General features: G+C 64.9%; 18 protein-coding genes. 14 read left to right on the forward strand and 4 right to left on the reverse strand.

Annotated features, from left to right (window positions below; genetic code table 11):
* The first annotated feature begins 1 nt into the window (after position 1).
* From cheZ to A3AC_RS0107975, 8 genes are all read left to right on the forward strand, one after another.
* Positions 2–712 (forward strand): protein phosphatase CheZ, encoded by a 711-nt coding sequence (cheZ, locus tag A3AC_RS0107940; protein WP_025598230.1) that lies wholly within the window; start codon positions 2–4, stop codon positions 710–712.
* Between the two features lie 261 nt (positions 713–973).
* Positions 974–1,510, forward strand: a complete 537-nt coding sequence (locus tag A3AC_RS0107945) for a DUF2844 domain-containing protein (RefSeq protein ID WP_025598231.1) — start codon at positions 974–976, stop codon at positions 1,508–1,510.
* A 15-nt stretch (positions 1,511–1,525) separates the two neighbouring features.
* Complete coding sequence (locus tag A3AC_RS0107950; protein ID WP_025598232.1) at positions 1,526–2,860, forward strand: DUF3443 domain-containing protein; 1,335 nt, start codon at positions 1,526–1,528, stop codon at positions 2,858–2,860.
* 227 nt (positions 2,861–3,087) lie between these two features.
* Positions 3,088–4,293 carry a flagellar biosynthesis protein FlhB gene (gene flhB / locus A3AC_RS0107955; RefSeq protein ID WP_025598234.1) on the forward strand — a complete coding sequence of 402 codons (1,206 nt, stop codon included), beginning with the start codon at positions 3,088–3,090 and terminating at the stop codon, positions 4,291–4,293.
* Positions 4,290–6,392, forward strand: coding sequence for a flagellar biosynthesis protein FlhA (flhA, locus tag A3AC_RS0107960; protein WP_025598236.1), 2,103 nt, complete (start codon positions 4,290–4,292; stop codon positions 6,390–6,392). The genes flhB and flhA overlap by 4 nt, the downstream gene beginning before the upstream one ends.
* Positions 6,393–6,745: 353 nt before the next feature.
* Positions 6,746–8,758: a flagellar biosynthesis protein FlhF gene (gene flhF, locus A3AC_RS0107965; protein ID WP_025598237.1), complete on the forward strand. Its 2,013-nt coding sequence runs from the start codon at positions 6,746–6,748 to the stop codon at positions 8,756–8,758.
* On the forward strand, positions 8,751–9,620 hold the full coding sequence (locus A3AC_RS0107970) for a nucleotide-binding protein (protein WP_025598238.1): 870 nt from the start codon (positions 8,751–8,753) through the stop codon (positions 9,618–9,620). The genes flhF and A3AC_RS0107970 overlap by 8 nt, the downstream gene beginning before the upstream one ends.
* Positions 9,621–9,648: 28 nt before the next feature.
* A complete protein-coding gene (locus A3AC_RS0107975) occupies positions 9,649–10,383 on the forward strand; it encodes an RNA polymerase sigma factor FliA (RefSeq protein ID WP_013589942.1) in 735 nt (244 codons plus the stop codon).
* Between the two features lie 103 nt (positions 10,384–10,486).
* On the opposite strand, the gene A3AC_RS29110 is transcribed toward A3AC_RS0107975, so the two are convergent.
* The 4 genes from A3AC_RS29110 to flgA all read right to left on the reverse strand — a co-directional run bounded on the left by A3AC_RS29110 (position 10,487) and on the right by flgA (position 13,638).
* On the reverse strand, positions 10,487–10,924 hold the full coding sequence (locus A3AC_RS29110) for a type II toxin-antitoxin system HicB family antitoxin (RefSeq protein WP_051361601.1): 438 nt from the start codon (positions 10,922–10,924) through the stop codon (positions 10,487–10,489).
* A 191-nt stretch (positions 10,925–11,115) separates the two neighbouring features.
* A complete protein-coding gene (locus tag A3AC_RS0107985; RefSeq protein WP_025598243.1) occupies positions 11,116–11,562 on the reverse strand; it encodes a flagella synthesis protein FlgN in 447 nt (148 codons plus the stop codon).
* Positions 11,563–11,655: 93 nt separating this feature from the next.
* Positions 11,656–12,009: a flagellar biosynthesis anti-sigma factor FlgM gene (gene flgM, locus A3AC_RS0107990; protein WP_025598245.1), complete on the reverse strand. Its 354-nt coding sequence runs from the start codon at positions 12,007–12,009 to the stop codon at positions 11,656–11,658.
* 153 nt (positions 12,010–12,162) lie between these two features.
* Complete coding sequence (gene flgA / locus A3AC_RS0107995; protein WP_025598247.1) at positions 12,163–13,638, reverse strand: flagellar basal body P-ring formation chaperone FlgA; 1,476 nt, start codon at positions 13,636–13,638, stop codon at positions 12,163–12,165.
* Between the two features lie 216 nt (positions 13,639–13,854).
* On the opposite strand from flgA, the gene flgB reads away from it, so the two are divergent.
* The 6 genes from flgB to flgG all read left to right on the forward strand — a co-directional run bounded on the left by flgB (position 13,855) and on the right by flgG (position 18,813).
* On the forward strand, positions 13,855–14,346 hold the full coding sequence (flgB, locus tag A3AC_RS0108000) for a flagellar basal body rod protein FlgB (protein WP_025598248.1): 492 nt from the start codon (positions 13,855–13,857) through the stop codon (positions 14,344–14,346).
* A gap of 102 nt (positions 14,347–14,448) precedes the next feature.
* The gene (flgC, locus tag A3AC_RS0108005) at positions 14,449–14,874 is read left to right on the forward strand and encodes a flagellar basal body rod protein FlgC (RefSeq protein WP_013340843.1); all 426 of its coding nucleotides are present in this window, start codon (positions 14,449–14,451) and stop codon (positions 14,872–14,874) included.
* A gap of 10 nt (positions 14,875–14,884) precedes the next feature.
* A complete protein-coding gene (locus A3AC_RS0108010) occupies positions 14,885–15,607 on the forward strand; it encodes a flagellar hook assembly protein FlgD (protein ID WP_025598250.1) in 723 nt (240 codons plus the stop codon).
* A gap of 43 nt (positions 15,608–15,650) precedes the next feature.
* Positions 15,651–17,159: a flagellar hook protein FlgE gene (locus A3AC_RS0108015; RefSeq protein WP_025598251.1), complete on the forward strand. Its 1,509-nt coding sequence runs from the start codon at positions 15,651–15,653 to the stop codon at positions 17,157–17,159.
* 20 nt (positions 17,160–17,179) lie between these two features.
* Positions 17,180–17,938 carry a flagellar basal-body rod protein FlgF gene (gene flgF / locus A3AC_RS0108020; RefSeq protein ID WP_025598253.1) on the forward strand — a complete coding sequence of 253 codons (759 nt, stop codon included), beginning with the start codon at positions 17,180–17,182 and terminating at the stop codon, positions 17,936–17,938.
* 86 nt (positions 17,939–18,024) lie between these two features.
* Positions 18,025–18,813, forward strand: a complete 789-nt coding sequence (flgG, locus tag A3AC_RS0108025; protein ID WP_025598255.1) for a flagellar basal-body rod protein FlgG — start codon at positions 18,025–18,027, stop codon at positions 18,811–18,813.
* Positions 18,814–18,823 lie beyond the last annotated feature (10 nt).

Here is an 18,823-nt window from a genome sequence, read left to right on the forward strand (position 1 = left end):
TGTGAACCTGCCGACCGAAGCGCCTAGCACCGAAGCGGTCAACGAGAGCGGCGACTTCGCGTCAGACCGCATTCTCGCCCGCATTGGACAACTGACACGCACGCTGCGTGATTCGATGCGCGAGCTCGGGCTCGACAAGCATGTCGAGCGCGCGGCGGAAGCCGTACCCGATGCACGCGACCGTCTGAAGTACATCGCGAACATGACCGAGCAGGCCGCCGAGCGCGTGCTCTCCTCGATCGACATCGCGAAGCCCATTCAGGAGCAGTTGCAGAAAGACGCCGGCGAACTCGACGCGCGTTGGGAGCAATGGTATGCGGCGCCGATCGAGCGCGCGGAAGTGCGCGCGCTGATGAACGACACGCGCGAGTTCCTGCGCGGCGTGCCCGCGGCGACCACCGCGACCAATTCGCAGCTCATGGAGATCATGCTCGCGCAGGACTTCCAGGATCTGACCGGCCAGGTGATCAAGAAAATCACCGATGTCGTGTATCTGATCGAGCAGCAATTGCTTGGCGTGCTGGTCGAGAACATTGCGCTCGAGCGGCGCGAGCAGTTTGCCGCGCACGCCGCCGCGCTGGTGGCGGAAGTGTCGCCGACCGGCAGCCCCGAGCATCTGCTGAACGGCCCGCAGATCAATCCGGAAGGCAAAACGGACGTGATGCAGGATCAATCGCAGGTCGACGACCTGCTCGCCAGCCTCGGTTTCTGAGCGGGCCGCGTCCTTGCGGCGCGCGGCCGAATCAGGGTGCGTAGCAAGTGGCGCTCCCGGGCGCCGTGCTGTCTATGACACAAACTGCAGGCATACTACAAGGTCAACGAGCGGCGCGGCAGAAGGTGAACGTTATCACCGGGGGCTTGCGCAACCACGTTTTCCTCCGCAATGCGGCCCGCTCGGTGTCCTATGATTTGCCTACATGCAGCCGGTCAGCACTCTGTGCGGGCCGCGCGGCAGCCAGGGAGGAATGTCGAAATGTGGAGTCACGTACGCCGCGCCGGTCGGGTTACGGCGCTTGTGTTGCCCTTTGTATTGCCAGGTTCGTTTTCAGCTATGCAGTCCGCTCACGCGGCGCTCGGCGGCGCGCCCATGACGCCGCCCGCAGACGCATCGGTTTCGTCGCGCACCCTGCATCCTTCGAGCGCGGTGGTGCGCTCGGCATCCGGTGCTGCGTCTTCGGCTTCGGCCACGGCCGCGTACACCGTTCGTCAAACCACGCTCGGCAACGGCACGGTGGTGCGCGAGTATCTGGCCGCTGACGGCAGCGTGTTCGGCATCGCGTGGAACGGCCCGCAAATGCCCGATCTGAATGAAATGCTCGGCAGTTACTTTCCGCAGTATGTCGCGGGCGTGAAGGCTGCGCGCGCGGCGCGCGGCGGCGCACGCGGGCCTGTCTCGGTCGACCAGAGCAGCCTCGTCGTGCAGTCCGGCGGCCATATGGGCGCTTTCAGCGGCCGCGCGTGGCTGCCGCCCGCGCTGCCCGCGGGCGTCAGCGGCTCCGACATTCAGTAACGGCGAGGACGAACGATGCACACCATGCAGATTGCAAAGAAACTCAAGGACTGGACGCAGGTTGCGGCAACCGTCGTGCTCGTGTCGGCGCTTGCCGCGTGCGGCGGCGGTGGCGGCGACAGCGGCGGCTCCAGCTCCACCAGCGGCTCCACGAGCGGGTCGACCAGCGGCAGTTCCTCGAGCGGCTCACTGCCGGCGAGCCCGACGCAGCAGCCGATTGCCGCGACCGCCGCGAACACGGTCGCAATCACGGTTGGCCGCGGCGTCACGGGCGTCATCAACATTCCCACGATCAGCGTGACGGTCTGCGTGCCCAACACCACGACTTGCCAGACCATCGACAACATTCAGGTGGACACGGGCTCGTTCGGGCTGCGTATCGCCAACTCGGCGCTCAATTCGACGATGCAGGGCGCATTGCCCGTCAGCACGTCGACGACCGGCGGCCAGCTCGCCGAATGTGCAACTTTCGCGGACGGCTACACGTGGGGCACCGTGCGTACCGCGACCGTGACGATCGGCGGCGAAACCACGACTGCGGCTGTGCCGTTGCAGATCATCGGCGACAAGGCCGCGAGCACGACACCGTCGACGGGTTGCGGCAGCGGCTCGGCAGAGAACACGCCGAGCGATCTGGGCGCGAACGGCATTATCGGCATCGGGACGGCGCTTTATGATTGCGGCTCGACCTGCGCGAACGCGTCGACCGCGGCGACCTACAGCAATTACTTCTCATGCCCGGGCGGCACCTCCTGCACGCGCGCGACGGTTCCGCTCGCGAGCCAGGTGGCCAACCCGGTCGCGAAGTTCCCGGTCGACAACAACGGCGTGATCGTGCAGATGCCGCCCATCGGCAATAACGGCGCGGCGTCGGCCACCGGCACACTGGTCTTCGGCATCGGCACGCAGTCGAACAATGGGCTCGGGTCCGCGCAGACCTTCACCACCAACGGCTCTGGCGACCTGACCAACAGCGTGTTCAACGGCAGCACGATCACGGCGTTCCTGGATTCGGGCTCGAACGGCTATTTCTTCAACGACAGCTCCATCACGCTGTGCGGCAGCAACCTTTCGGGCTTCTATTGCCCGTCCACGCCGCAGACCCGCTCCATTACGCTGGTCGACGCGACCGGCGCCAACAAGGCGACGGCCAATATCGGCATCATGAGTGCGTCTACGCTGTTCAATAGCGGCAGCAACTACGCGTTCAACGACCTCGCCGGCCAGCTCGGCGGCCTCGCCGCGTTCGACCTCGGTTTGCCGTTCTTCTACGGGCGCCACGTGTATCACGGCTTCGACCTGAAGTCGAATGGCGGCACCCAGGCGCCGTTCGTGGCGTACGCAAGCTGACAGGCGGCAACACACGGCCACACACTGGCTGAGCACTAGCCACAACGCCCGCGCAAAACAGCGCGGGCGTTGTCTTTTGCGGCGGCGCGCGGCCTTGCGCGCCGCTTGCCGATCCGCCGAAAAGCCCCCGTTTCTCCTTCCTTATCCGCCGATCGGCACTTGCGCCGAGCGGGAATAATCGCTCTCACTGGAAAGAGGCGCTGTGCCTCGCCCAACTGGAGAGCTTTGTGGCAGAGGAAAGCGACCTCGAAAAAACCGAATCAGCCACCCCTCGGCGCTTGCAGAAAGCGCGCGAGGAGGGGCAGATCGTGCGTTCGCGGGAGCTTTCGACGTTCGCGCTGCTCGCAGCCGGCTTTTTCGGCGTATGGGGCATGTCGGGCAGCATCGGTCAGCATTTGCAGGACATGCTGCGCGCGGCGTTCACGTTCGACCACGCCACTGTTTTCGAAACGCGCCGCATGATGACCGGCGCCGGCGCGGCGAGCCGCGAAGGCTTCTACGCACTGCTGCCGATTCTCGCGTTCACCGGCGCGGCGGCCCTGCTGGCGCCGATGGCGCTGGGCGGCTGGCAACTGTCGACGAAAGGGCTCGAGCCCAAGTTCGACCGCCTCAATCCGATCGCCGGCCTCGGCAAAATATTTTCGATCAACGGACCCGTCCAGCTCGTCATGTCGCTCGCGAAGACGCTGGTGGTGGGCATCATCGGCGGCACGGCAATCTGGAACCGGCGCGAGGAAATTCTCGCGCTCGCCACGCAGCCGCTGCATCTCGCGCTCGCCAACACCGTGCATCTGATCGCCGTGTGCTGCGGAATGACGGTGGCGGGCATGTTCGTCGTCGCCGCGCTGGATGTGCCGTATCAACTGTGGCAGTTCCACAAAAAACTGCGCATGAGCAAGGAAGAAGTGAAGCGCGAGCACCGCGAGAGCGAAGGCGATCCGCATGTGAAAGGCCGGATTCGCCAGCAGCAGCGCGCGATTGCCCGCCGCCGCATGATGACGCAGGTGCCGAAGGCCGACGTCGTGGTCACGAACCCGACACACTTCGCGGTTGCGCTGCAATACACCGACGGCGAGATGCGCGCCCCGAAGGTCGTCGCGAAGGGCGTGAACCTCGTGGCCGCGCGGATCCGCGAGCTCGCCGCCGAAAACAACGTGCCGCTCCTGGAAGCGCCGCCGCTTGCGCGTGCGCTCTATCACAACGTCGAACTGAACCGCGAGATTCCCGGCCAGCTGTATGGCGCGGTCGCGGAAGTGCTCGCGTGGGTGTACCAGTTGCGGCGCTTCAAGACCGAAGGCGGCACAGCGCCGGTCGCACCGACCGAGCTCGACGTGCCAGCGGAACTCGACAAGGGCGGCGTATCGGATGAAGAAGCCGATCAGGAAGCCGCCGATACGCTCAACCCCGCTAACGATGACGGAGTCTCGGCATGAACGCTCGCGCCGGCTTTCTCGCTCGACGGCCCGATGCCCTGAGCAGCACCAATTTGCGCGCCCTCGCCGGGCCGGTGCTGATCTGCATGATCCTCGGCATGATGATTCTGCCGTTGCCGCCGTTCCTGCTGGATCTGCTGTTCACCTTCAACATCGCGCTTTCGGTGATGGTGCTGCTCGTCAGCATGTACACGATGAAGCCGCTCGACTTCGCGGCATTCCCGAGCGTGCTGCTGTTCTCGACCTTGCTGCGCCTCTCGCTGAACGTGGCGTCGACGCGTGTCGTGCTGCTAGAAGGCCACACCGGTCCTGACGCCGCGGGCCAGGTGATCGAGTCGTTCGGCCACTTCCTGGTGGGCGGCAACTTCGCGGTCGGTATCGTCGTCTTCATCATTTTGATGGTGATCAACTTCATGGTGATCACCAAGGGCGCTGGGCGGATCGCGGAAGTGTCCGCGCGCTTCACGCTCGACGCGATGCCCGGCAAGCAGATGGCGATCGACGCCGATCTGAACGCCGGCCTCATCAACGAAGAGCAGGCGCGCAAGCGTCGCGCGGAAGTCTCGCAGGAAGCCGAGTTTTACGGCTCCATGGACGGCGCGAGCAAGTTTGTGCGCGGCGATGCGATTGCCGGCCTGCTGATCATGGTGATCAACATCTTCGGCGGACTGATTGTCGGGATGGTTCAGCACGGCATGGACTTCGCGTCGGCGGGGAAGAACTACACGCTTTTGACGATCGGCGACGGCCTTGTCGCGCAGATTCCGTCGCTGGTGATTTCGACGGCCGCCGGTGTGATCGTGTCGCGCGTCGCGACCAATGAAGACATCGGCACCCAGCTCACCGGGCAGCTTTTCACAAACCCGCGCGTGCTGATGATTACCGGCTGCATTCTGGTCTTGATGGGCCTGATCCCGGGCATGCCGCATTTCGCGTTTCTGATTCTGGGCGGCGGTCTGATCCAGCTTGGCCGCACGATGAAGAAGCGTGCCGAGGAACGCAAGAACACGACGGCGCTCGTGGATGTCGCGCCGGCCGCGGTCACACCGGTCGAAAACACCGAAGCAAGCTGGGACGACGTGACGATGATCGACACGCTCGGCCTGGAAGTCGGCTACCGGCTGATTCCGCTCGTCGACAAGAACTCGGACGGCGAGCTGCTCAAGCGGATCAAGAGCATCCGCAAGAAGTTCGCGCAGGAAATCGGCTTTCTGCCGCCGGTCATCCACATTCGCGACAATCTGGAGTTGCGGCCGAACGGTTATCGCATCGCGCTCAAGGGCGTGGAAGTGGGCGTCGGCGAAGCGTATCCGGGCCAATGGCTCGCGATCAACCCAGGCCAGGTTTCGGCCGCGCTGCCCGGCACGCCGACGCAGGATCCGGCGTTCGGTCTGCCCGCCATCTGGATCGATACGAATCTGCGCGAACAGGCGCAGGTGTACGGCTACACCGTGGTCGATTCGAGCACCGTGGTCGCAACGCACCTGAATCACCTCGTGGTCACGCATGCGTCCGAACTGCTCGGCCGCCGCGAAGTGCAGGCGCTGCTCGAGCGGATGCAGAAAGATACGCCGTCGCTTGTCGACGATCTGGTGCCGAAGACGCTGCCGCTAACCACGTTGCAAAAGGTGCTGCAAAACCTGCTGGAGGAAGGCGTGCCGATCCGCGACCTGCGCACCATCCTCGAAGCACTGTCCGAACACACGCCGAAGATCACCGACGCGCACGATCTCACCGCTGCGGTGCGTCTTGCGCTGGGCCGCGCGATCACGCAGCAGTGGTTTCCCGGCACCGGCGACATGCAGGTGATGGGCCTCGACTCGAATCTCGAACGCGTGCTCTCGCAGGCGCTTTCCACCGGTTCCAACCCCGGCCTCGAGCCTGGCCTCGCGCATACGCTGATGACCGAAACGCAGAAGGCGATGAGCCGTCAGCAGAACATGGGCCTCGCGCCGGTGCTGCTCGTGCAGCATGCATTGCGGCCGATGCTCGCGCGTTTCCTGCGCCGCAGCCTGCCGCAGCTCAAAGTGCTGTCGTACGCAGAAGTGCCCGATACGCGCAACATCAAGGTAGTGAATCTGATCGGCGCGCATGGTTGAAGCGCCACCGGTAGCGCGGTGCTTGCCGCGCGCATGACAAGTGGATCGACACTCCACAGATTGGCCGGCGCCTGAGGCGCCGGTTTTCATTTCCGCGCCTGACTTTTCGCACCGCGAACGTATTGGCGAGGCCATGCTTCGGTCGCGGCAGCCGCACGCGTTCAGGCGGCGTGGCGCGGCCCGTTTCTGCGATGCGGCCAACGTGGCTGACGGCTTTTCTCCATCGTTCGAATTACCCACGTTTCACGGCCTTTATCCACCGATCGTCGGTCGACGGGTTTGGCAATAATGATCTCAATGGGAAGCGGTGTGTTGCCGGTCCGTCAGTCCGTATACCTCATCGGGGGTCCAGCTTGAACATTCGTAAATTTATCGGTGCCACCAGTCGCGACGCACTGCGTCTCGTGCGCGAAGCACTGGGCGCCGACGCGGTCGTGCTGTCCAATCGGACAATGGATGACGGCAGCGTCGAGATCGTCGCGTTGGCCGACAGCGACCTTGCGGCGATTACGCCCAAGGCACCGCGCGCGGACACCGGCGCGGCGCCATCTGCATCGGCCAATACGGCGGTCGGGCAGCACGCATTGGGTGCGTCCACCTCGCCGCGCGCGATGCCCGCTGCGCAGCCGATGCAGGCTAATCCGTATGCGAGTGGCATGCCCGACGTGTTCTCGTCGGTGTTCGGCGCAAGCCCGGAAGCCGGGACCGAGACGTCGGGCAGCTTTGCCGACTCCACGCTTGCAGGCGGCCACGATGCGCAGCCTGCCGCCAAGGTGATTCCGAGCGCGGCCATGAATGCGGCGATGAAGTCGGCAAGGCCCTCCGCCGCGCCGGCCGACACGCGCAAGAGCGCATTGCCCGGCGCGTCCGTTTCCACGGCGGCGGCAGCCGCGGCAGCGAAGCACGCCGCGGCGCCGCAAGCGCAACCGATCCACGTCGGCCAGCCGAGCGCGCGCGCCGCGGCAGCGCGTTTGAACGACGACATTCGCGCCGATCTGTTGAAGGCCGCCGGCGTGCCGTCAGCATCCGCATCCGCCGCGCCGGCCGCCGACTTGCAAGGGCCGCGCACGCTGGCCGAGTCGAATCCGTGGCTCATCGATCACGCGCGACGCATTGCCGCCGAACAGGAGCAGCACGGCGACTATCGCGCTCGCCCGGGCCCGATGACGCCGGCCGACGCAATGGCCAAGGGCCTCGGCGCCACCGCGGAGCCCGCCAAGGTCGACCCTGCGCCGGGCGACAACACGCCGGATTGGGCTCGCGAAGCCGCACAGGTCGCCGCGCGCCGCGCCGCGCAGAAATTCGCGCCGACGCCCTCGGCGGCTGACGACTCGCGCACGCCTGCTGCCGTCGCGGAAGCGATCAAGGCGCGCATGGAGCAGGTCGTCAAGGAAACCGTGATGAGCGAGCTGTCGTCGCTGCGCGGCATGATGGAAGAGCAGTTCGCGGGCCTCATGTGGGGCGACCGCCAGCGCCGCAATCCGGCGCACGGCGCGCTCACCAAGCATCTGTTTGCCGCCGGTTTCTCCGCGCAGCTCGTGCAGATGATGGTGGACAACCTGCCCGAGGACGTCGACAACATGGACGACGGCATGGACTGGGTGCGCTCGGTGCTCGCCTCCAATCTGCCTGTGATGGAAGACGAAGACACGCTGATGGAACGCGGCGGTGTGTTTGCGCTGATGGGCCCGACGGGCGTGGGCAAGACCACGACGACCGCCAAGCTCGCCGCGCGCTGCGTGATGCGCTTCGGCGCCAGCAAGGTCGCGCTGCTCACGACCGACAGCTACCGGATCGGTGGCCACGAGCAACTGCGCATCTTCGGCAAGATTCTCGGCGTGTCGGTTCACGCGGTGAAAGACAGCGCCGATCTGCAACTCGCGCTCTCCGAATTGCGCAACAAGCACATCGTGCTGATCGACACGATCGGCATGAGCCAGCGCGACCGACTCGTATCCGATCAGATAGCGATGCTGAGCCGCGCGGGTCAGCCGGTGCAGCGTCTGTTGCTGCTCAACGCAACCAGCCACGGCGACACGCTCAACGAAGTGGTGCAGGCGTATCAGCGCGGACCGGATCAGCAGCCGCTCGCCGGCTGCATTCTCACCAAGCTCGACGAAGCCACCAACCTGGGCGGCGTGCTCGATACGGTGATCCGCTACAAGCTGCCGGTGCACTACGTGTCGACCGGTCAGAAAGTGCCGGAAAACCTTTACGTTGCGACCAAACGTTTTCTGCTCAAGAGCGCGTTCTGCATTCCGCGCGATCACTCGCCGTTCGTCCCGCATGACGACGACGTGCCTGCGCTGCTCTCCGCGCTGTCCGCGCGTTCGACCGCTGAATTGCATGAGGTCCGCTTTGGATAAGCTCGTCTCCGATCAGGCAGAAGGACTGCGGCGCCTCCTCGCGCGCAGCGGCTCGCGCGTGATTTCGGTGACGGCCGGGTCCGTCGGCGCGGGCTGTACGTCCACGGTGGTCAATCTTGCCGCCGCGCTCGCGCAGCAAGGCAAGGACGTGCTCGTGATCGACGAGTGCGTGGGCGACAAGTCGGTGAGTGCGCTTGCCGGCAACCTGCGCGGTGGCGGCAACTTCACCGCTGTGATGCGCGGCGAGATGGCGCTCGACGACGCCGCCTCGCGGCATCCGCTCGGCTTCTCGGTGCTGGCAGCCTCGCGTGCGCATCGCGAGGGCTATAGCGCGGCGCAATTCGGCGTGCTGCTGCACGGCTCAGCCGACATCGTGCTGATCGACGCGCAGCTGGACCCGCAAGGGCATCTGTCCGCGCTCGCGATGCAGGCGCATGACGTGATGATCGTCACGCGCATGGCCGCTCAGGCGATCACGGACGCGTATGCATGCATGAAGCGCCTGCACTACGCGCATGCGCTCGCGCAGTTTCGCGTGCTGGTGAACCACGTGCAGAGCGTGGAAGACGCCCGCACCGCTTTTACAAACCTGGCCGGCGTGGCCGGGCGCTACCTCGCGGTGGCGCTGGAGGACGCCGGTTGCATTGCCGCGGATGTGCGGATGGCGCGAGCCGAGGAGTTGTCGCGTTGTGTCGTCGATGCATTTCCGTCGACACCGGCTGCGCGCGATTTCCGGCACCTCGCAGCCGAATTGCAGTACTGGCCGATGCGGCCAGCGATGTCGTCGCAAACGCCATGGATGGCGCCTGCGACAGTTTCAGCGGCGCAACACGCCGACCAACCGTCTGCGCAGCACGCCTGAGAGGCGGCACAAGGACAAGGGGAGCACGATGTATAACGCTCAGGGAAAGATTTCCCAAGCCGATGTTTTGACGAAGTACGCACCGCTCGTGCGTCGACTCGGCTTGCAGCTCGTCGCCAAAATGCCGGCCAGCGTCGATCTCGACGATCTGATTCAGGCCGGCATGATTGGCCTGCTGGATGCCGCGAGCCGCTACAAGGAAGATCAGGGCGCGCAGTTCGAGACTTACGCGAGCCAGCGGATTCGCGGCGCGATGCTCGACGAATTGCGCAGCAACGACTGGTTGCCGCGCAGCTTGCGGCGCACTTCGCGAGAAGTGGAAACGGCCGTGCACAAGGTGGAGCAGAACCTGGGCCGCTCGGCAAGCGAAACGGAAATTGCCGAACACCTGCAAATGCCGCTCGACGAGTATCAGTCGATGCTGCAGGATCTGCACGGCAGCCAGCTTATCTACTACGAAGACTTCGACCGTTCCGCGGACGACGAACCGTTTCTCGACCGCTACTGCGTCGATCATTCGGACCCGCTGTCCGCCCTGCTCGACGAGAGCCTGCGCTCGGCACTGGTCGAGGCCATCGACCGCTTGCCGGAACGCGAGAAACTGCTGATGTCGCTGTACTACGAGCGCGGCATGAATCTGCGCGAAATCGGCGCGGTGATGGAAGTCAGCGAGTCGCGCGTGTGTCAGCTGCACAGCCAGGCAGTGGCGCGTTTGCGCACGCGCCTGCGCGAAATGGCCTGGGCGAACGCCGAGACGACCTGAGCGGTTTGCGTTGCGCACCCATGCCGAGCGACGCGGTCGACTGGCAAACGCGGTTGCGCACCAAGTTTGAGTTGCAAAGCGAGGGCGCTGCACGCGCCCAGTGTCAGGCGTCCGCCATTTCATGCTCGGCCGCGAGCGCGAGAAAAGCGGAACGCGACATGCCATGCGCCTGCGCGTATTCGTCGATTTCATGCACCAGCGCCTCGGGCAACGAGATGTTGATGCGCACCGCCTTCTTCAGCGCGGGAATGTTGCGGGTTGTCACAAAGCCCCACGTGAAACCCGCGTAGTCAGGATTACGCCGATGCTCGTCTAGCGTTAGCCTTTCGGGGATCGGCAAGCCTTCGTCGAGCAGCGTGTCCAGATGCGCCTCGATTGCTTCTTTCGCGTTCGCGTAAGCCTCCTCCAGCGTATTTCCCGCAGAATGACAACCCGGGATATCCGGCACGATGACGCCGAACGCGGTAGCAAGGCTGTGAAAATCTCGTTGGGGAAAGAGGAGATTTGATCGCGTGCGGCGCTCTTGGCGCCACCTGGCCAGATGGCCATCGCAGAGGACGAAGAGCGCGAGTGCGCGGCGCGGGCAGAAAACAAAAAAGGGCTCGTCGTGGCGACGAGCCCTTTGATCAATGTCTTTTTTGGTTTGCGCGACCGCAGTGGCCGGAGCGGACCGAGGTGCTCGAAGACGCGCCACTTTCGTGGCCTTTGGTATCAGACAGCGTCGGCCAGGTTTTAAACCGCCACGCGCGCCGGAATACGTCCGTCCGGGCCATAAAAACCGGCCTTTTGCGGCACCACCACCTGCAAAGCCGCCAGCGCGCGCTGGTTGTAGTCCATGCGCACGCGAATCAGTTCGCCGTTGCTTGTGTTCGAGCGGCGCGCGCGCTCGGCGGCTTTTTGCAGCAGCGACCATTGGGCGGCAATGCGCTCGTCGGTGCTGGACGCGAGCTCCATGCCGGCCCAGCCGGTCGGAAAACCCATGCCGGCGAGCAGTTCGTCGCGGCGCGTCTCAAGCTGCGCGAGCTCGCCGATCAACGCGGTCTTTTTCTCGATCACCGACGGCAGCAGCTCGACCGGCGACAAGGCGGTCAGCGCCTTGGTCTCGAGCGTCAGCACGGACGCGAACGCCTCGACGGCGGAATACTCTTCGGTAAGGGTGGCAAGCAGGGCGTCTTTCATCTCAACAACTCGCTGAAAACGACGGCTCGCGCTGGATAGGCGAGCCGGGTTTGTCGAACGCCGCCGGCCATTCACCGTACTTCGATGCGTCGATTAGTTGCCGGTCGACGAGGATTTGTTCTGCAACAGTTCGCGTGCCGTGCTCAGCACGCCGTCGGCGATCTTGCCGGAGTCGATCGTCAGCGTGCCGTTTTTGATGGCCTGCTTGATCGACTCGACGTGCGCCGTGTCGATATCGGCCGAGCCGGACGCCGCGAGGCTGCGCAGATGCTGCGACAGACCCGACAGGCTGACGCTGGCGTCGCCCGAGCCGCTGGGAGTAGGTTGCGAGGCAGTGCCCGCCGTCTGCGCGCTGGTGTTCGCGGTCGCCGCGTCGCTTTGCTGCGAGCGGGTGAGGGCGTCTTTCAACGTCGGCAGATTCGAATTGGTTTGGGAATCGACTTTCACGATTGGCTTCCTGAACGATTTGATTCTGATAACGGCAAGCGTCGATCAAAACTTTAGCGCAATCGCTACAGCTTTTTCCTTGTCTATCAAGACGATCCGGCCCTGATACGGGCGGCGCGGCCCAACCGCTGGCGACGCGCGGCTCGCTCTCTTTCACAGTTGGATCTCCACCGTCGAGCCGTCCTTGACGATGCCCGAGATGATCTGGCCGTTGGCCGTCTTCACGCGAACCTGCTGACCCGGCGACGCGTTGTTCATCGCGCTGCCTTCCGACGAAATCGCGAAACCATCGCCGGCGGCCACGACCCGCACCGTTTGACCGATCGACACGGCGGACGCGCTTTTCAGCATGTCGCGGCGCAGCGGCATGCCGGGAGAGACGCGCGTCAACGTGAGCGAGCCGACCGCCTGCGACGGATCGGTAACAATCGCCTGCGGCAAGCCGGTCAGATCGCCTTCGCGCGCGACCAGATCGGCGGCGGTGAGGACTTCCCCTGCCGACATCGCGCGGGCTGCGAGATAGTAGGTGGCGTGCAGAGAAATGCGCGCCTGCAGATAGATGGTCCACGGGCGCTGGCCCGCGCAACGCACGCCGACTGTCACGCGGCCCCACATGCGCGCGCCGCTCGGCATGAACGGTTCGAGCATCATGCACGCCGCGAGACCGCGCGGAAACGCGGGCGCGACGGTGATATCCACTTTGCCCGGCAAGCCCGCCGACTGCTGTTGCAGGAACGCGAGCGCCACCGCGCGGATCGCTTCAGGGTCTTGCTGGCCGGGCAGCGGCGCGGGCTGAGCCGCTGCCGCCGCGCGCGGATTCTGCTGGGCGACGGAGGCCGCGGGCGAGGCCGAGGTCGCGGCGGGCCGCGTCGCGGGCATACGGGCGGTTGGCGCAGCGAGCGCGCTGTTCGTCGAATTGACCGATGCGCTGGAACGAGCCGCAACCGGTTTGCCGTCCGCGCCGAACTGCGGCGGCTCGCCGCGCGATGCGAGCGTGTCGAAGCTGTCCGGCGAGGAAGCGCCCGCAGACACGGCAGACCCGGCAGACCCCGCCGACCTGGACACCCCAGCCGCTGCGCGGCTTGCCACGCTCGACGGCGCATTCGCCGCCACCGGCTGAACGCCCGCATTCGTCGCACCCATCCCCGCGCGCCCTGGCGCTGGAATAGTGACGACACCGTTCGCGTCCGGCTTGAAATTCGTGCGGATCATCTGCGGCGCGGCGGGCGTGTCGCCCGAGCCCGCAATGACGATAGAGCCGCTCGCGTTGGCGGCGCGCGTGAACGGATCGGTGTCGCGCGTCGAGGGACTGCGCGTCAGCGACTGCGCGGTCGCGGCGGCGAGCGTGGCCGCCGAGCCGGTGCGTTTCGCGGGCGCGGTCTGCAGATGCTGGGCAAGCTCGGCAAGCGCCGCCGGGTTCTGTTCGTTCGGACCGGCAATCACGATCGGGCCGTCGGCCTCGCCGGCGTGCGCGGCATCGGCGAACAGAAACGTCGCGCCGCCAAGGGCGGACACGCCAAGCGACGAACTCAACACCAACCCGGCAGCGACCCGCAACGCCGCCACACTCATGCGATGCGCGGCCGCGCGTCTCACGCGGGGCGTCGGATCGAAAGTGGGCTGGTCCATCACGGTTCTCCATCGAATGAATTCGGTACGCCTTGCATTCTATTGAGCGCCCCCTTCGCGCAAACGTTGAATAGAAGCCCCCTTTCCCGGTTATTCGTCCGATTGCTGCTTGCGCGGCGCCCATAAGATGCTCCTCATGCAAAAAGGCGTTCCCGTCTGATGCAGCCCTCACGCGAGGCGCACGGGAAGCCTCGGGACCGTTCTCCGGAGATTCTTATGCTGGACAAACTCGATGCCGAATTCGCCTTTGGACGTCAAGCGCTCGATGTGCGCGCTTACCGCCAGGAGCTCCTGTCGTCGAACATCGCCAATGCCGACACGCCCGGCTACAAGGCGCGCGACGTCGACTTCGCCTCGTCGCTTGCGGGCGCGCTGAAAAAGACCGGCGCGGCCGGCCAGACGGCGTCCAACACCGCGACGCTCGCGATGGCGCAGCCGGCTGGCGTGACGAGCGGCATGTCCATGGCGGCGACCGCGCCGGGCCACATGTCCGGCAAGTCGACGTTGCGCCCGGCAGGCGGCACCTCTGACGACTACGGCAATCTGCAATACCGCAATCCGACGCAGCCGGCGCTCGACGGCAATACCGTCGACATCGACACCGAGCGCGTCCAGTTTGCGGACAACACATTGCACTTCGAATCGGGCATGACCGTGCTGTCGAGCCAGATCAAGACGATGCTGTCGGCGATCCAGTCGGGCTCGTAACCCGGCAACGGTCCGCCCGCAAAGAGACACGCAGTACGCAAGAACAATCGCTACGGGAACCAACTTGAAGCCGGCTCGAACCGGCAAGAAAGGTCAGCAAACATGCCTTCTTTGATGAACATATTTGGTGTTGCAGGCTCCGCGATGTCCGCGCAGTCGCAACGGCTCAACGTGACGGCGTCGAACCTCGCCAACGCGGACAGCACGACCGGCCCGGACGGCCAGCCGTACAAGGCCAAGCAGGTCGTGTTCGCGGTTGCGCCGCTCGGCGGCGCACGCACGGGCTCCGGCCAGCAGGTCGGCGGCGTGCAGGTCACCGGCGTGGTCGACGACCCGACGCCGATGAAGACCGCCTACGACCCCGGCAACCCCGCGGCGAACGCCGACGGCTACGTCACGTTGCCCAACGTCGACCCGGTGCAGGAAATGGTGAACATGATTTCGGCGTCGCGCTCGTACCAGGCCAACGTCGAAACGCTGAATACCGCCAAGACCCTGATGCTGAAAACGCTCACGATCGGAACCTGAGGAGAGCCCCTTGACCACTAGCACCACCATCGGCAACAACGGCACGACCGTGTCGCAAACGTTGCTCGACACGATGAACGGCACGAACAGCACGGCGAGCTCGACCACCTCCACGAGCAGCACGTCCGGCACCTCGGCGACCGATCTGCAGAACACCTTCCTGAGCCTCCTCGTGGCGCAGTTGAAGAACCAGGATCCGACCAACCCGATGGACAGCTCGCAGATGACCTCGCAGCTCGCGCAGATCAACACCGTGTCGGGCATCAGCCAGTTGAACACGACGTTGAGCTCGCTCGCCACGCAGATGTCGGCAGGTCAGCAGTCGCAAGCGGCGCTCCTCATCGGTTCGACCGTGCTCGCGCCGGGAAGCTCGGTGTCGGTCGCGAGCGGCAAGTCCGGCTCGTTCGGCGTGCAGCTCGCGAATTCGGTGAACGACCTGCAGGTCGTCGTGAAGAACTCGGCGGGCACGATCGTCAACACGATCGATCTCGGCAAGCAGTCGGCCGGCACGATTCCGGTGGGCTGGACGCCGACCGACTCGGCCGGCAACACGCTGCCCGACGGCACCTACACGATCAGCGCGGTCGGCACGATCAACGGTCAGCAAGCCACGGCCACCACGCTCACGGGCGCGACGGTGCAAAGCGTCGTCATGCAGAGCAACGGCACGCCGGGCCTCGTGCTGTCGAACGGCTCGACCGTCGCGTTGACCGGCGTAGCCGCCATCCTCTGATTCAGATTCAGTCAGTTACGACTTTCCAGACACGGAGACCGTCATGGGTTACCAACAAGGTTTGAGTGGTTTGTCGGCATCGTCGAGCGATCTCGACGTGATCGGCAACAACATCGCCAACGCGAATACCGTTGGCTTCAAGAGCGGCGCGGCGCAATTCGCCGACATGTACGCGAATTCGGTGGCGACAGCCGTGGGCAACCAGGTCGGCATCGGCACGAAACTCTCGGAAGTGCAGCAGCAGTTCTCGCAAGGCACGATCACCAGCACGAACCAGGCGCTCGACGTCGCGATCAACGGCAACGGCTTCTTCCAGCTGTCGAACAACGGTTCGCTCGTGTATTCGCGCAACGGCGTGTTCCAGCTCGACAAGAACGGCTACATCACGAACGCGCAGGGCCTGCAACTGATGGGCTATGCCGCGAACAGCTCCGGCATCATCAACACCGCGCAGACCGTGCCGTTGACCGTGCCCACCGCGAACATCGCGCCGAAGGCGACCACCAATATTTCCGCCGGCCTGAACCTGAACGCGCAAGACCCGCTGATGCTCGGCACGCCGAGCGTCACGGCCAACGCGGCGAACACGGGCACGCTCACCACGCCTGGCGCGACCATCACCAACACCGCCTCGGGCACGAACAACGACAACTACACCGTCACGTTCACCAGCGCGACCGCCTACACGGTGACCGACACGACGCTCGGCACCTCGACGACCGGCACCTATACGGCCGGCTCGCCGATCTCGCTCGGCAACGGCGAGACCGTGACGTTCAACGGTGTTCCTGCGACCGGCGACAGCTATACGATTGCGCCGACGCCGGTAGCCTTCGACCAGAACAGCTCGTCGACGTATAACTACTCGACCAGCACGACCGTGTACGACACGCTCGGCGGTTCGCAGACGGTCAACATGTATTTCGCCAAGACCGCAGCCGGCACGTGGGACGTGTACGCAGGCGTCTCGACCGGCACCGCGACGCTCGTCGGCCACGCGAACTTCAATTCGTCGGGCACGCTGCTCGGCACGACCGACGCTTCGGGCACGGCTACGACCACGCCGTACGTCTTCAATTTCTCGGTGCCGACCACCGATGGTTCGTCGACGCCGCAAGCGCTGACGCTCAACATTGCCGGCACGACGCAATACGGCGGCAAGAACGGCGTGAACTCGCTGCAGCCCGACGGCTATGCGGCCGGCACGCTGACGAGCTTCACGATCGGCGCCGACGGTACGCTGACCGGCAACTATTCGAACCAGCAGACCGCGGCGCTCGGCCAGATCGCGCTCGCCAACTTTTCGAACCAGAACGGTCTCGTGAACCTCGGCAACAACGTGTTCCAGCAGACGTCGCAATCGGGCGTCGCGCAGATTTCGGCGCCGGGCTCGACCAACCACGGCGTGCTGCAAGGCGGCGCGGTCGAGAACTCGAACGTCGATCTGACGAGCGAGCTGGTGGACCTGATCACCGCGCAACGCAACTATCAGGCGAACGCGCAGACCATCAAGACCCAGCAGACCGTCGACCAGACGCTCATCAACCTGTAAGCGAGCAGGACGGAGCCATCATGGATCGGCTGATCTACACCGCGATGTCGGGCAGCACGCAAGCGCTCGAACAGCAGGCCATCGTTGCGAACAATCTGGCGAACGCGTCGACCACCGGTTTTCGCGCGCAGCTGGCGACGTTTCGCGCCGTGCCGATGTCGTTCGGCGACGGCAGTTCGATCAACGACAACACCACGCGCACCTTCGTGCTGTCGTCGACGCCGGGCGCGGACTACACGCCCGGCCCGATCCAGCAGACGGGCAATCCTCTGGACGTCGCCATCGAAGGGCCGGGCTGGCTCGCGGTGCAAACCGCTGACGGCGGCGAGGCTTACACGCGCGCGGGCAATCTGCACATCGATCAGAACGGCCAGTTGGTGAACGCCACGAATCAGGTGGTGCTCGGCAACGGCGGGCCGATGTCGGTGCCGCCGGGCGCGCAGATCACCATCGGCCGCGACGGCACGGTGACCGCGCTCACGCCGGGCGATCCGCCGACCGCGGTGGTGACGATCGATCAGTTGAAGCTGGTCAATCCCGATCCGCAAACGCTGACGCGCGGCGACGACGGCCTCTTTCGCACCGCCGACGGCAATCCCGCCGACGCGGATCCAACCGTCGCGGTCGCGCCAGCATCGCTGGAAGGAAGCAACGTGAATCCGGTCAGCGCGATGGTCGCGATGATCACCAACGCGCGCCAGTTCCAGATGCAGACCAAGCTGCTGGAAAGCGCCGACAAGAACGATCAGTCGGCAAACCAGTTGCTGAGCTTCAGCTAACGGGCCATTCACGGGTCCGCCAACCAGTTGCATGAGACCTGAGCAGGCGCGCAGCGCCACCCTCGGGTCGACAGGAGAATAGATTTATGAATCGCTCACTCTACATTGCCGCTACCGGCATGAATGCGCAGCAGGCGCAGATGGACGTGATCTCGAACAACCTCGCGAACGTGAGCACCAATGGCTTCAAGGGCTCGCGCGCGGTGTTCGAGGATCTGCTGTACCAGACCGTCCGCCAGCCGGGCGCGAACTCGACGCAGAACACCGAACTGCCCTCCGGCATCCAGCTCGGCACCGGCGTGCAGCAGGTCGCCACCGAGCGTCTGTACACGCAGGGCAATCTTCAGCAGACGGGCAACTCGAAAGACGTCGCCATCAACGGCCAGGGCTTTTTCCAGGTGCAGATGCCCGACGGTACGACCGCCTATACACGCGACGGCTCGTTCCAGACCAACGCGCAAGGCCAGCTCGTCACGTCGAGCGGCTACCAGGTGATTCCGGCAATCACGATTCCGAGCAACGCGACCTCGCTCACCATCGGCAGCGACGGCGCGGTGTCGATCAGCGTGGCCGGCTCGACCAACACGCAGCAGCTCGGCACGATGCAGCTCGCCACCTTCATCAACCCGGCCGGTCTCGATGCAAAGGGTGAAAACCTGTTTTCGGAAACCGCCTCGTCGGGCGCACCCAACGTCGCGCAGCCTGGCCTGAATGGCGCAGGCACGCTCAATCAGGGCTATGTGGAAGCATCCAACGTGAACGTGGTGCAGGAACTGGTGAACATGATCCAGACGCAACGCGCTTATGAAATCAACAGCAAGGCCGTGACGACGTCCGACCAGATGCTGCAGACGCTCAGCCAGATGCAGGTTTAACGCTGAAGCC

The sequence above is a fragment of the Burkholderia sp. WSM2230 genome, assembly GCF_000472445.1.
GTDB lineage: Bacteria > Pseudomonadota > Gammaproteobacteria > Burkholderiales > Burkholderiaceae > Paraburkholderia.